The organism is Mesorhizobium sp. B2-7-1 (assembly GCF_006440735.1).
In the GTDB taxonomy this organism is placed as follows: Bacteria; Pseudomonadota; Alphaproteobacteria; order Rhizobiales; family Rhizobiaceae; genus Mesorhizobium.
The window spans coordinates 20,254-33,157 of the sequence record NZ_VFUA01000031.1 but is presented as its reverse complement, the minus strand read 5'-3'; the positions used below and the strand labels follow the sequence as shown (position 1 = coordinate 33,157).

Annotated in this window: 13 protein-coding genes; 7 read left to right on the top strand and 6 right to left on the bottom strand. The window is 62.9% G+C overall.

The window, feature by feature from the left end; translation table 11 throughout:
* Nucleotides 1-875: 875 nt before the first annotated feature.
* Entirely contained in the window at nt 876-1,154 is a 279-nt protein-coding gene (locus FJ471_RS14335) for a hypothetical protein (RefSeq protein ID WP_140804025.1), read from the top strand.
* Nucleotides 1,155-1,234: 80 nt separating this feature from the next.
* Here FJ471_RS14335 and FJ471_RS14330 read toward each other — a convergent pair whose 3' ends face one another.
* Nucleotides 1,235-1,498 carry a KTSC domain-containing protein gene (locus FJ471_RS14330; RefSeq protein ID WP_224670017.1) on the bottom strand — a complete coding sequence of 88 codons (264 nt, stop codon included), beginning with the start codon at nt 1,496-1,498 and terminating at the stop codon, nt 1,235-1,237.
* A gap of 17 nt (nt 1,499-1,515) precedes the next feature.
* Between FJ471_RS14330 and FJ471_RS14325 the strand changes: the two genes are divergently transcribed.
* A complete protein-coding gene (locus tag FJ471_RS14325; RefSeq protein ID WP_140804024.1) occupies nt 1,516-1,725 on the top strand; it encodes a hypothetical protein in 210 nt (69 codons plus the stop codon).
* Nucleotides 1,726-2,617: 892 nt separating this feature from the next.
* On the opposite strand, the gene FJ471_RS14315 is transcribed toward FJ471_RS14325, so the two are convergent.
* Together FJ471_RS14315 and FJ471_RS34775 are read right to left on the bottom strand one after the other, a co-directional pair.
* Nucleotides 2,618-2,827, bottom strand: coding sequence for a hypothetical protein (locus FJ471_RS14315; protein WP_140804022.1), 210 nt, complete (start codon nt 2,825-2,827; stop codon nt 2,618-2,620).
* A 363-nt stretch (nt 2,828-3,190) separates the two neighbouring features.
* Nucleotides 3,191-3,364, bottom strand: coding sequence for a hypothetical protein (locus FJ471_RS34775; protein ID WP_181179391.1), 174 nt, complete (start codon nt 3,362-3,364; stop codon nt 3,191-3,193).
* A 501-nt stretch (nt 3,365-3,865) separates the two neighbouring features.
* Here FJ471_RS34775 and FJ471_RS14310 point away from each other — a divergent pair.
* Entirely contained in the window at nt 3,866-4,048 is a 183-nt protein-coding gene (locus FJ471_RS14310) for a hypothetical protein (protein WP_140804020.1), read from the top strand.
* A 310-nt stretch (nt 4,049-4,358) separates the two neighbouring features.
* Here the strand turns inward: FJ471_RS14310 and FJ471_RS35310 are convergent, their stop codons facing one another.
* The 3 genes from FJ471_RS35310 to FJ471_RS14295 form a co-directional block, all read right to left on the bottom strand.
* The gene (locus FJ471_RS35310; RefSeq protein WP_246684721.1) at nt 4,359-4,589 is read right to left on the bottom strand and encodes a hypothetical protein; all 231 of its coding nucleotides are present in this window, start codon (nt 4,587-4,589) and stop codon (nt 4,359-4,361) included.
* A gap of 391 nt (nt 4,590-4,980) precedes the next feature.
* Nucleotides 4,981-5,373, bottom strand: a complete 393-nt coding sequence (locus FJ471_RS14300; RefSeq protein ID WP_246684720.1) for a DUF2285 domain-containing protein — start codon at nt 5,371-5,373, stop codon at nt 4,981-4,983.
* 163 nt (nt 5,374-5,536) lie between these two features.
* A complete protein-coding gene (locus tag FJ471_RS14295) occupies nt 5,537-5,731 on the bottom strand; it encodes a DUF6499 domain-containing protein (RefSeq protein WP_071070981.1) in 195 nt (64 codons plus the stop codon).
* A gap of 458 nt (nt 5,732-6,189) precedes the next feature.
* Between FJ471_RS14295 and FJ471_RS14285 the strand changes: the two genes are divergently transcribed.
* The 4 genes from FJ471_RS14285 (at nt 6,190) to FJ471_RS14270 (ending at nt 12,894) form a co-directional block, all read left to right on the top strand.
* Nucleotides 6,190-6,849, top strand: coding sequence for a hypothetical protein (locus FJ471_RS14285; RefSeq protein WP_210242023.1), 660 nt, complete (start codon nt 6,190-6,192; stop codon nt 6,847-6,849).
* Nucleotides 6,850-7,437: 588 nt separating this feature from the next.
* Nucleotides 7,438-8,190, top strand: coding sequence for an ImuA family protein (locus FJ471_RS14280; RefSeq protein WP_140804016.1), 753 nt, complete (start codon nt 7,438-7,440; stop codon nt 8,188-8,190).
* Nucleotides 8,105-9,625 (top strand): DUF6504 family protein, encoded by a 1,521-nt coding sequence (locus FJ471_RS14275; RefSeq protein ID WP_140804015.1) that lies wholly within the window; start codon nt 8,105-8,107, stop codon nt 9,623-9,625. Before FJ471_RS14280 ends, FJ471_RS14275 begins: the two co-directional genes overlap by 86 nt.
* Nucleotides 9,622-12,894, top strand: a complete 3,273-nt coding sequence (locus FJ471_RS14270) for an error-prone DNA polymerase (RefSeq protein WP_140804013.1) — start codon at nt 9,622-9,624, stop codon at nt 12,892-12,894. The genes FJ471_RS14275 and FJ471_RS14270 overlap by 4 nt, the downstream gene beginning before the upstream one ends.
* Nucleotides 12,895-12,904: the final 10 nt, after the last annotated feature.

The window sequence follows — 12,904 nt, the reverse complement described above, 5'->3', positions numbered from 1 at the left end:
GCGGCCAGTTCGTCGACTGCAAAGACATCAGACAGGTAATGTGGCACCGGTTCCAGGACGAGCATGAGCCGCTGGAGTTGGATGCATGAAGCCCGAAAATCGATCATCCACAGTCCGGCCAGAACGAAGCCGGAAATCTACCTCTGAAGGAACCTTCGACCGCGCGCTGAAGAAGGCCATCAAGGGGACCAAGCCCATTGATGACGAGGCGCCGCCGGTTCCAACCAGGACCGTGAAGGGGGCGTCGCCGCGCCGAGCGGATAGAGAGCACTCTAAGATGGCCGCGAACGATCCCCACTGCCGTGCGGCGCTGCAGCTGGTAAGGGCCACGATTGAGGAATATTGCCCGCCGGCCGTGCTTCCCAGCGAAGAGTATATCAATGGCAGGACGGACCATCGCTGCTGGCCGAAGCCGAGGCCCTATCGGCGGCGATCGTTGCCACCGTCAAACGGCTGAGCTCCGACCCGCCACACATGCCACCCACGGCAAGCATGAAGTCGTAAGTGGCCTCAAACGGTAACCGCCTGTTCCCCTTGGCTTTCCGCGCGCTCCCGCCTCGAGCCGGAACAAGGGCTTCGCCCTGGTCGTTGGGTCGGTGACGCATTGCATGAAAACCTAACTGGTTGAAGAGCCGGCGACACGCCGGTTTCCCATCACACTGTAATCGCCAACACGCCGTGGGAGGCTGCCACGGTCGGCACCAAGAAGGACGTCCAGCCGCACAGAGATGAACGAGCATGGGTTCGCGTCACCGAGGAAAGCAGCCGCGCCGTGTATAAGTACGCCTTCAAATAGGCTCCAGAAACAACGGCCTGTTCAAATCGCTGGCTATCCTGGCGGGCGGAACGAGCGACGGATAGGGGCGTTCCTGTTCATGGCTCTAGAAGATGACATTGAAATGGTGAAAGGCCATGTGAGGTTGGGCGAATGGCATTTGGTTCGTCAACACGAACTGATTGCCCAGCTCACGCGCGACGATCTGCCGGCAGCCCAAGCCATCGATTTCCTCCATCAATTGGAGGACATGCAGGAGCTGCATCGAAAGCATTTGGCGCGGCTCCAATGCAAGGCTGCGGACAATGAACTGTTCACCTCGCAACGGGCCGCTCTTGACCCCGAGGCAGCGGGGCACAGCGCGGACGCGTCGAACTAGATCCGATAACCCGCATGCCAGGGATGATTCATGCGACGCCAAGACTTGAGGCAAGAGCATCAGCCGGTTGGAGCAGGTAGCTAGTCAGGAATGGGGCGATACCGGAAATGGTCGCGAATATGCTCGTTGAAGAAGCGACCTTTGACAAACGCAGAACGGAACGCGACGTAGGTCTCAGGGGGTACCTCCTCAAAATCGTAGCGCTTGCCGCTGCTCACGAACCAGACTGACAGTGTCCTGCTCGCCGGATCGTACTCGGTCTTCTTGATCGAGGTGGACGGCATTGGCATACCCATCGTTTGCATATCGCCAACGATCGGAACCAGTTTTTGTTTCAACAACACGAACTGTAACGCCACCCATGAAGACGACAGCCACTTACGACTCGGCGGCGGGCACATTCACGCTAGAGAAAGGCATCTGGCGAGGGACGTTTCCGATTGTCGACCTGCAGAAGTGGGTCCACTTCTATCGCCAGCAAATGGAGCGTTATCCCGCACATGCGGGATCGTATGCAGAGGATGTGAAAGCCCTTGAGGCGCTGGCGGCTGAGTTGCGTGGGCGACAATAGAAGAGCCCGCACCGCGGGGAACGGTGCGGGCTGATGTCGGGGGAATACCGACCCGACACGACGCGTGCGGGGTTTTGGGAGGGGATTGCGTCGCGGCTACCAAACCTCGGTCTGACTGGAATGTTCCGCCGAAACTGAGGCTCGCGCGCCTCGTGCCCACAGGTAGTGATGCGAAATCCGAGCCCGGCTCGCAGATCGAGGGTGACACAGGATTGTGCGAGCCGGGCCTAGCCGCCGACAAGCGGTTTCAAAAGCCGGCGGTGAGCAAAGTTGGTCGATAACCCCTCATACTGCAATGAGGACTGAGGTCCGATTTCGCTCCTTGCGATAGTCTATCTTTAACGTCGTGAAAGAGCCCGCCTGCCATTGGGCGCCAGACGGGCTCTTTATCGGGCCTCCCTGCGGGCAACCGCAGTTTCCAGTCTGGGGCTGGTTGCGGCTACACCCCACCCGACGCGGTGCGCGGATGGAAAGCAGCCCAGCCGGCGCGCCACCTGTTTGTTCAACCGCACACCGCGCCCGATGTTCCATTAGCAATTGCTTGACTGAGCCGCCCGTCGCTCCAGACTCTTTTTATGGCGAAGGGCTTATTCAAGATCGGCGATGAAGTCGAAATCCCCGCGACTGTGCGCCGGCGTGTCACGGAGGACCGTGTAAGCGTTTCGATCCCGACCTATAACCAACCCCATTCGATCATCGAGACAGCCAAGGTGACGAAGGGCCAGCCAATAGAACTGGTCGGCGACGTCACGCGCGCGATGGGAACCAGGTCACCGTCAATCTCGGAGTGCCTGTGACGGTGAACGCCGGCACCCTCAGGCTGGTGACACGTTATGTCCCTCCGAAGCGGAAGAATCCGCTGGTTGACGAGGCGAGCTGAGGGAACGGTGATCTATCGCCCGAGCGGCAGCTTAGACATCGACAGCAGCTCGGCCTCGTCTCTGATCCCCGCCAGGTAATTTGCCAGGAGGCGAGATGCGAGGGCTTCGCGTCGCTCAGGTGATTGATGTTCGTCCTTCAATTTATCGAACATGCGACCGAGCAGCGCGACTTCTGGAGGACTGAAGACGCCCGCCTCTCTGACTTTCTGGTAAATTGGCATGAGGTCCTCCCAACACCGGCCGAGCCCTCAAACGCCATTAACTGATCTCTGACATGGTCAGTTGTCAATCAGGGAAACCCGCCGATGCAAGCCAGCAGGGGAAGGTGTCCCGCACCGAGCGCCACGGAGTCAGATGCCATGGCGGACTCCTGGGGACTGCGGGTCTGGCGGGCTGCTCGCTACCCATCCTGTCGTGAGCCTTCGTTCCATTTCGTTACAAAAGAGACAAATCAAGTGCCGCGGGCCTTGTAGACTCCGCAGCCGAGGGAGAGCGCTCCGGGTTCCGGAGCCCGACACGACGCTTACACCTAGCGAAAGGCTATCGTCGCGTCCGAGCATCCGCTTGGCATGTTCCCGCCGGAATCAATGTCGATCTTTCAGAAAGCGCGCCTCGCGAAGCAGGGACGGCCAGTCTGTGCCGATCAGGTCAACTAACTCCCGCGCCTGCTCTTCTGAAATTTCGGCCTCTTTGACGAGGCGAGGGATTAGCAATTCGGCTTGGTTCGGAAAGTCTTCGCCGTTTTCATCGTCACGCATCATCCATCGCCGTCGCTTCAGCAGAAATGGAGCGGCGTGAAGAAGGTTTCGGGCGTCTTGCTCAATGTAACAGATTGTGAAAAAGCCCGCCGGCCGAAGCCGACGGGCAGGTGCTGGAGTAGCCTGGGTGCGCAAGGTGGCAACGTACGCGGCAGGCCGATCAGGGAACTACAAAACGCGTGCGTTGTTCCCCGAGGACTCGAGCCTCGACCCTCAGTCGCATTGGTCCTGAGACAAAGGTCTTGCCTGGCAATTCATAAGTCCGGAGCCGGAAACATCTTCCGGAGATGGTCATTGGAGTGTGCCGGCGAGCATAGTCCCTTCATCGCCGGTTCAGGGGCGCCCCGCCGTACCTGCGAAACGGCGGGGCCCCATTAGCCCAAAGCGCCGGATTGAGTCCAATTAGGCTCAGGCCGAAATGAATTCGTACGCGCCCCCAAATTGTTCGTATGCAAAGTATCTTTTTGGGCGCTATGATGCAGCTTGCCGTAGGGGAAGAGTATGGCTGCGCACGAACATCATTCTGTCGAGATCATCCGAGAAGCCAAATGGGCGGTACGGGTCACCGTCTATGGCAGCACCTTGACCTTCCCATTCGAGGCGGAGGATTACGCTCGCTCCTATGCTGACGGTCAAGCATTCCGTCTTGGCGTTCAGGTGACGGAGCTCAAGAAGTCGGCCTAAGGGCCGCTCTGAAGCGGCCGACATCTGGCGCAAAGCCGTCGGCGGTAATGGAACGCGTTCCCGTACTCACTCGCCAGCGGCGTTCTTCGCTCCAATCTATGAGGCTGCTTCTGATGCACCGCTCCCAGAAGGTGGACTGACTGGAATGTCCCGAAGCCAGTTATTCCTGAGCGGCCACTTGCCCGGATGAACGAACGGCCGCTTCTGAGATCGATCCGGTCAGGCTGAACGACCGACATGAGGGCGCAAAGCGGATGTCGCAAGGCGTTGATCGTGATTCCGCCAATGACCGTCTTCGGAAGTCTCATCGCTACGAAATCGTCGAATAAAGAAGAGCCTGCATGTGCTCTGGCAGGTCGAGCTCGCCGCGCGCCTCGATCTCCAAAAGATACCGGGCTTTGGCCGCGCTATCGTCCGGGCTGACCGCAGGATAGGCGCAGATAGCCAGCAGCGCCCCCTCCTCGTCTCGACTGGCTCGGTCGTAACTGCTGCTTGCAGCCTTCTCGTGGACAGCCCTGCCGAGCGCGGCATATGCCGTCATGTGAGCTTCGATTAGCGCCCGTAACTTGCTGGGCGGCGGCTCTGCGGCGCATGCTGTTTTCGCCACTGCCGAAGCAAGGACAACGGCGCTGGAGTGCACGAGCAAGGCGCGGCGATTGATCCTGGTCGTGGTGATCTCTCCTCTTAATTTGATGCCAAGCTTCCGCGAAGTCGAGGAAGTTGCAGGCCAATGTAACACGACGGCTCGCGCCGTTATGTCAGGATGGATATGAGTGCCCCTCGGCCAACCCAATGCGAGCCGTCACGGATGCCCGATCAGGTGCAGGAATTGATTCAAGGGCTTGGCGCGAGGCGCAAAGAACCGCTCTCTCAAGGACGAAAGCGCGCGCCGGACAGCGCAAAGAGGTGACCGGTCCGCGGGCGGAAGTCCTTCAGGAACGGCGTCGTCGCGCGCGCAACAATTGGCGGTAGCCGCGCTCGACCATTCTCAGGCCATCGCGCACTAGGCGATGAGTCTGGTATCGAAAAGCCGAGTCATGCCAGTCGGCGGCGCTGACCAGCCGCCGGCCGAACAAAGTGGTCGCGACTTCGAAGTGGGATGCCTTCTGGTCGCGGCCATCCAGGCATCGAAGCATGTGGCTGAGCCGGCGACGCTGGGCCGCCGTCAAGCGGGCGTCGGGAAGGTGTTGCCTATGGATTGAGCGAATGAACCGCTCGATCGCCTTGAGACGTTCGTGCGCCATGTCATCGAGTGGAATTACGGCGGCAAGCGGCTCACCTGGCCGCGCATCCTCGAGAAGCGCCAGTTGCGTGCGGCCCAGCAAAGAACGTGCGTGAAGTCCGATCTCGTCATGCCGGCCCCCGGCAAGCGGAAGGTCATAGGCGCCGCCCTGCCCTGCGCGCAGATCGCGCGGAACCTCGATAAGATTGACGATCCCAGGGTCGATCTCAGGCGCCCAATAGACGGGCTGCTCGACCGCGGACTGATCAGGCCGGGCGGCGAAACTGCAAACCCCAGCGTTTGCGCAACGCGCGCATGGCCTTGGCAGAGCGGGAGGCGGCGAAGTCCTGCTGATACTGCGGATTGCGTCGCAGGAACTCCCAGGCGATCACATCGGCTGCGGCGCCGTTGAGGAACGCATATGCCTGTGGGTCACGCCACTGCGATGTATCCGGCTTCATCCGCATCCTTCCCTTCTCAAGGATCTGATAAGGGGATGCGGCGTTGAGCGAAATCCTTGGATTCCGTCATTGACGAATGGACGGGGAGAGGCCTCAGCGCCGAGCGGTCAGGCTAGGACTTCCGCGAGCCTATTGGCTAGTGCCTTGCAGTGTCCTGAATGTCTGCGTCCAGGTGCGATAGGCCTCATCATCGCCTTGGCTCCACGCAGTGAAGGCGCGCCAGGCGGCGAAAGACGAGGCGGGCTGCTCGAACAGAGCCCCAATCGACTGATCGCCGGCGGCCCAGCCCGCGGGGCGATCGCCTATCGGTTCATGCGCGAGACGCCGCAGATCGGCCAATGCCGAGCGGATGTGCTGCAGCGGAAATTCGCAGAGGTCGGTGTTGTCAGTCGCTTCCCGACGACGAGGAAGCAAGCCATCTGGAACATAACTTCAGGCGCATTCTGAAGGCAAAGTGCATGCACCTGGGCACGCCTCTGCAATTGATCCGGGAGAAAACCATGCTGGTAACCAAACAGGTGGGAGACCAGCAGGACGCAGCTACCAAGGCCTGGAATTTCTGTACCGCCCTCTACTATAAAGGTAATCGCACTATCCCCTGGCGGCTCGTCGAAGACACCGCGAAGCTCCGCTCCTGCTACATTGGCATCGGCTTTTACAAGAGCAGGGATGGCGAGACCGTTTCATCCAGCCTTGCCCAAGTCTTCGACGAATTCGGCCATGGGATCATTCTCCGCGGTACCCCGGTATCCATTGACAAGCAAAACCGCCACCCATACCTCACCGCCGAACAGGCCTATCGTCTTCTGACCGACGCACTCGAAGAATACGACAAGGCGCTCGCGCATATGCCGGCCCGTATCGTGATCCATAAGTCCAGCCACTTCCGTGATAGCGAAAGGGAAGGGTTCCTGCGCGCGTTGGAGGAGAAGGGCGTCGGAAGCAAGGATTTCGTCTCGATAACCGACACCGACATCCGCCTATTTGGCGATAACAACTACCCGCCTAAACGGGGGCACGCTCCTAGGCCTTTCGGAAGACGAAGGTATCCTCTACATGCGCGGAATGGTCGATTTCTACAAGACCTACCCTGGGATGTACGTCCCTGCCCCGCTTAGGATCACGGCCTGCGAACAGGACTCGTCACTGGAAAGCCTGTGCGAGGAGATCCTCGGCCTCACGAAGATGAACTGGAACAATACCCAGATGGATGGTCGGCTGCCCATTACCCTCGAATGCGCGAAAAAGATCGGCGACATAATGAAGTATGTCGGTCCGACCGAGAAGCCGCAGGTCAGTTACAGCTTCTACATGTAGCTAACGGTGATGCTGGCAGGCAGGTGATCGAAACTGGCTTCGCCCCTCAAGTTGTCCCGGCCTGAGGCAGGAACACAGGCCAAGCATCGTCACCGCGACTGAAAACGGCGGCTGTTGGGAAATTTCAGAATGTGTCCGGATGACCGGAATTGGCGCATTGATGCCGTCAAATCTTGCCTTGATCGACGTCTGCTTTCGGGAAAACGCCGCCGTACGCCCTACGGCAGATATGCGGCGCAAAGCTGCCGTTCGCTTTCGCCAGAAGACGGGTTCCCGGTATAAACGGTCATGGGAAACAGCCGCGCCGTACCCACTTGACTCTCGCTGCTCAATCGTAGAACAAATAGAGAACATGCTTATATACGCTTTCCTGGAGGTCAACGACCATCTTGCGGCCGGAGCCCGCCATAGAGTCATTGCGTGCGCGGATCGAGAAGATCCAGGGCCGGAGCCGACGCGCCAGATCAGTGCTTCCATTCGGCATCGCCGAATTGGATACGCGGCTCCCGGGCGGCGGGCTGGCGCTCGGTGCGTTGCATGAAATCGCGGGCGGCGGCAACGGCGCCATCGACGGCGCGGCCGCGGCGCTGTTCGCCGGCGGCGTGGCGGCGCGCACGCGCGGCAAGGTCTTGTGGTGCATCACTCGACCAGACCTGTTCGCCCCGGCGCTGGCGCAGGCCGGCCTGAAACCGGACCGCGTGATCTATGTCGAGGCCGGCGACGACAAGACAATCCTCGCCTGCATGGAAGAAGGCATCCGGCATGGCGGCCTGGGTGCGGTCGTCGGTGAGGTCGCGCGCCTGACCATGACGGCTTCGCGGCGACTGCAGCTCGCCGCCGAGGAAGCCCACACGATCGGTATCGCGCTGCGGCGGTGGCGACGGCAGACGGAGGCAGCCGATTTCGGCCAGCCGACGGCCGCCATGACGCGGTGGCGCATCTCCGTCCTGCCCTCGACGCCGCTGCCGGTACCAGGCGTCGGCCGTCACCGATGGCTGGTCGAATTGATCCGCGCCCGCGCCGGCGAAAGTGCCGATTTCGAATTGGAGGCGTGCGATGGCACGGGTCGTCTCTCTGTTCCTGCCGACCTGGCCCACCGATCGGGTGCGGCGGAAGGCCGGCGACGCAGCGCCGCCGGCTGAGGCCCCGCTGGTTCTGATCGGCCGCGACAAAAACCGGCGCGTGGTGCTTGCGGCCGACGCCGCGGCGCTCGCAGCCGGCTTGCGCCCGGGCATGCCCGTGACGAAGGCGCAGGTGCTGGTGCCGAGCCTTGCGGTCCAGGACGCCGAGCCGCAAGCCGATGCCGAGGCGCTCGAGCGCCTCGCTGTCTGGATGCTTCGATTTGCGCCGATCGTGGCGTCCGATCCTCCCGACGGGATTGTCATCGATACGACAGGGGCCGACCATCTCCATGGCGGCGAGGCCGCGATGCTGGAGGGCATGGTCGGGCGTCTGGCGATGTCCGGCATCGTCGCCCGCGCCGCGATCGCCGACAGCTGGGGCGCGGCGCATGCGCTGGCCCGCTATGGCGGCCAAGCCATCCGCATCGCGCCAGCTGGCCACGGCCAAGCGATCCTCGAGCCGCTTACGCTCGAGGCGCTGCGGATCGCGCCTTCGACGGCGGCAGAGCTGCGCAGGCTCGGCTTCCAACGGATCGGCGATCTCCTGAAACAGCCCCGCGCTTCGCTTGCCTTGCGTTTTGGCCCGGAGATCGGCCGTCGCATCGATCAGGCCCTCGGCAACACAGCCGAGCCGATCGACCCGGTTCGCCCGCCGGACATCGTTGAAGTCCGCCGTGCCTTCGCCGAGCCGATCGGCGCGGCCGAGACAATTGCGCGCTACATCGGCAAGCTCGTCGACAAGCTCTGCAGCCTGATGGATCAGCGCGGCGTTGGCGCGCGCCGTCTCGATCTCATCTGCCAGCGAGTCGACAGCCAGGCGCAGGCGGTCCGTGTCGGCATGGCGATGCCCGTCCGCGATGCCAAGCGGCTGACCAGGCTGCTTTGCGACAAGGTCGAGACCATATCACCGGGCTTCGGCATCGAGACGATGATCCTGGCTACGACAGCGGCCGAGCCCCTGGAGCGCGGCCAGGTCGTGAGCTTCCTTGTCGAAGAAACCGTGCCCGACGTCTCCGACCTCATCGATACGCTGATGAACCGCGTCGGCGAGCGCGCCATCTACCGCCTGGCGTCCGTCGCTAGCGATGTGCCGGAGCGTTCGGTTGCCAAGATCTCCGCGATCGCCCCCGATACAGGCGCGAGCTGGCCCGGCCATTGGCCACGGCCATCGCGCCTGCTGCCGCAGCCGGATCCGGTCGAGACGGTGGCGCTGCTGCCCGATCATCCGCCGGTGTCCTTCACCTGGCGCGGGGTGCGCCGGCGCGTGAAGCGCGCGGACGGGCCGGAGCGGGTCTTCGGCGAATGGTGGAAGCGCGATGCCGAGCTTGCGGCGGTGCGCGATTATTTCCGGGTCGAGGACGACGCCGGCGAGCGGTACTGGCTCTATCGCGCCGGCGACGGCGAGGACGCGGCGACGGGCTCGCACCGCTGGTTCTTGCACGGGGTGTTCGGATGAGCGACGTCCGTTACGCCGAGCTGCAGGTCACCTCGCATTTCAGCTTCCTGCGCGGCGCCTCCTCCGCCGAGGAGTTGTCCTCGCAGGCGGCCCTTATGGGTATCGAGGCGCTCGCCGTCGCCGATCGCAACAGCTTGGCCGGCATCGTGCGCGCCCATGAGGCGGCGAGGACGACAGGTGTCCGCCTCATCGTCGGCTGCCGGCTGGATCTCACCGATGGCATGTCGCTGCTCGTCTATCCGACGGACCGCGACGCCTATTCCCGGCTATGCCGGCTGCTCTCGCTCGGCAAGGGACGTGCCGGAAAGGCGAAATGCCGGCTGGAGTGGAGCGACGTTGTCGCCTATGGCGAAGGCCTTATCGCCGTGCTCCTTCCCGATCTGGCCGACGAGACCTTGGCGCTGCGCCTCAGGCATCTGCGCGAGGCATTCGGCGATCGCGCCTATATGGCGCTGTCGGTCAGACGCCGGCCCAACGATCAGCTTCGCATTCACGAGCTGGCGGCGCTTGCCTTTCAGATGAGGATGCCGACGGTCGTCACCAACGACGTGCTCTTTCACGAGCCAGGCCGCCGCATGTTGCAGGACGTCGTCACTGCTATCCGGCACAACGTCACCATCGATGCGCTGGGCGACCGCCGCGAGCGGCATGCCGACCGTTACCTCAAGCCGCCGCAGGAAATGCATCGACTTTTCGCGCGCTATCCCGAAGCGCTGGCGCGCACGATCGAGATCGCCGACCGTTGCCGGTTCTCGCTCGACGAGCTTGCCTATCAATATCCGGAGGAGCGCGACGATCCTTCACTGACGCCGCAGCAGGCGCTCGAAAAGCTGACCTGGCAGGGCGCCGCCACGCGCTACCCCGAGGGGATACCGGACAGCGTCGTCGCGTCGCTGCGTCACGAATTGCGGCTGATCGAGAAGCTCGACTATGCGCCCTACTTCCTGACTGTGAATTCGATCGTGCGCTTCGCCCGGTCGAAGGATATCCTTTGTCAGGGCCGCGGCTCGGCCGCCAACTCGGCGGTCTGCTATGTGCTCGGCATCACCTCGATCGACCCCGGCCGCAACGACCTTCTCTTCGAGCGTTTTGTCTCCGAAGAACGCCGCGAGCCTCCCGACATTGACGTCGATTTCGAGCATGAGCGACGCGAGATCGTCATGCAATGGGTGTTCGACACCTATGGCCGCGACCACGCGGCGCTGTGCTCGACGGTCGTGCGCTACCGCACCAAGGGCGCGCTGCGCGACGTCGGCAAGGCGCTCGGCCTGCCGGAGGATCTCATCCGCACGCTATCCGGCCAAGTCTGGGGCTGGTCGGAAGAAGGCGTCGAGGAGCGGCACGTCGCGGAACTCAATCTCAACCTCGCCGATCGCCGCCTGCGGCTGACGCTCGACCTTGCCCGCCAGTTGATGGGCGCGCCGCGCCATCTCAGCCAGCATCCGGGTGGCTTCGTGCTCACCCATGACCGTCTCGACGATCTTGTGCCGATCGAACCGGCGAGCATGAAGGACCGCCAGGTGATCGAGTGGGACAAGGACGATATCGATGCGCTGAAATTCATGAAGGTCGACGTGCTGGCGCTCGGCATGCTGACCTGCATGAAGAAAGGCCTCGATCTGCTCGCCGAGCACAAGGACATCCGGCTCGACCTTGCCACCATCCCCGCGGAGGATCCGCGCACCTACGCCATGATCAGGAAAGCCGATACGCTCGGCACCTTCCAGATCGAGAGCCGGGCGCAGATGTCGATGCTGCCGCGGCTGAAGCCGAGGACCTTTTACGATCTGGTGGTGCAGGTCGCGATCGTGCGCCCCGGGCCGATCCAGGGCGACATGGTCCATCCCTATCTGCGCCGGCGGGAAGGGCTGGAGCCGGTGCATTACCCGAAGCCCGAGCTCGAAAAAGTGCTCGGCAAGACGCTCGGCGTGCCGCTGTTCCAGGAGCAGGCGATGCGGGTGGCGATCGAATGCGCAGGCTTCACACCGGGCGAAGCGGACATGCTGCGCAAATCGATGGCCACCTTCAAGTTCACCGGCGGGGTTTCGTCGTTCAAGACGAAGCTGATCGACGGCATGGTGGACAATGGCTACGAACGCGCCTTCGCCGAGCAGACCTTCAAGCAGCTCGAAGGCTTCGGCTCCTACGGTTTTCCGGAGAGTCACGCCGCGTCCTTCGCGCTGATCGCGTATGCCTCGGCCTGGCTCAAATGCTGGCACCCGGACGTGTTCTGCGCGGCGCTCTTGAACAGCCAGCCGATGGGCTTCTACGCGCCGGCGCAGATCGTGCGCGACGCTGCCGCGCACGGGGTGGAGATCCGGCCGGCCTGCGTCAACGCCTCGCGTTGGGACTGTACGCTCGAGCCTGTCGCCGAAGACGGACGCTTCGCCGTGCGGCTCGGGTTGCGCATGGTGCGCGGCCTGGGAAACGTCCATGCGAGCACGATCGTCGCCACGCGCGCCGACCAGCCTTTCGCCTCTGTCGACGATCTCTGGCGCCGCGCCGGCGTGCCGCAGACAGCGCTCATCCAGCTCGCCGAGGCCGACGCGTTCCGGCCGGCGTTTGGCCTCGCAAGACGCGAGGCTCTCTGGGCAATCAAGGCGCTGCGCGACGAGCCGCTGCCCCTGTTCGCGGCCGCGTCGGCCCGTGAGGCAGAGCTGCTGCCAGAGGTCAGCGAACCGGCGGTAGCGCTCCGGCCCATGACGGCCGGCGGTGAGGTCGTCGAAGACTACCGCCATATCGGCCTGACGCTGCGCAGCCATCCGATCTCCTTCCTGCGCGAAGACCTACGCCGCCGCCGCATCGTCTCCTGCGCCGAAGCGATGGAGGCGCGCGACGGCCGATGGCTGGAAGCGGCAGGCCTGGTGCTCGTCCGGCAGCGCCCCGGCTCGGCCAAGGGGGTGATGTTCATCACCCTCGAGGACGAGACCGGCATCGCGAATCTCGTCGTCTGGCCGAAAGTGTTCGAGCATCACCGGCGCACGGTTCTGTCGGCAGGCATGGTCGCGGTGCAAGGGCGCATCCAGCGTGAGGGCGAAGTCGTTCACCTTGTCGCCAGACGCATCGTCGATCTCTCGGGCGAGCTGGCCAGCGTCGGCGAGCGCGAGGGAAGCTTTCCCGTGCCGCACGCCCGCGGCGACCAGGTACGCAATGGCGGCTCCGGACCCGACCCGCGCGAGCTGCCACCCAAGGGGCTGCGCAGCCGCGACATCTACATTCCCGACCTTCACATCGACAACATCAAGGTCAAGACGCGCGACTTCAGGTGAAACGCGGAAT

Coding starts and splice junctions, on each gene's coding strand:
- FJ471_RS14325 (WP_140804024.1), top strand. CDS start 1,516: ATGAAGACGACAGCCACTTACGACTCGGCGGCGGGCACATTCACGCTA.
- FJ471_RS35310 (WP_246684721.1), bottom strand. CDS start 4,589: ATGACGGCATATGCCGCGCTCGGCAGGGCTGTCCACGAGAAGGCTGCA.
- FJ471_RS14275 (WP_140804015.1), top strand. CDS start 8,105: ATGGCACGGGTCGTCTCTCTGTTCCTGCCGACCTGGCCCACCGATCGG.
- FJ471_RS14270 (WP_140804013.1), top strand. CDS start 9,622: ATGAGCGACGTCCGTTACGCCGAGCTGCAGGTCACCTCGCATTTCAGC.
- FJ471_RS34775 (WP_181179391.1), bottom strand. CDS start 3,364: ATGCGTGACGATGAAAACGGCGAAGACTTTCCGAACCAAGCCGAATTG.
- FJ471_RS14315 (WP_140804022.1), bottom strand. CDS start 2,827: ATGCCAATTTACCAGAAAGTCAGAGAGGCGGGCGTCTTCAGTCCTCCA.
- FJ471_RS14310 (WP_140804020.1), top strand. CDS start 3,866: ATGGCTGCGCACGAACATCATTCTGTCGAGATCATCCGAGAAGCCAAA.
- FJ471_RS14335 (WP_140804025.1), top strand. CDS start 876: ATGGCTCTAGAAGATGACATTGAAATGGTGAAAGGCCATGTGAGGTTG.
- FJ471_RS14295 (WP_071070981.1), bottom strand. CDS start 5,731: ATGAAGCCGGATACATCGCAGTGGCGTGACCCACAGGCATATGCGTTC.
- FJ471_RS14285 (WP_210242023.1), top strand. CDS start 6,190: ATGCACCTGGGCACGCCTCTGCAATTGATCCGGGAGAAAACCATGCTG.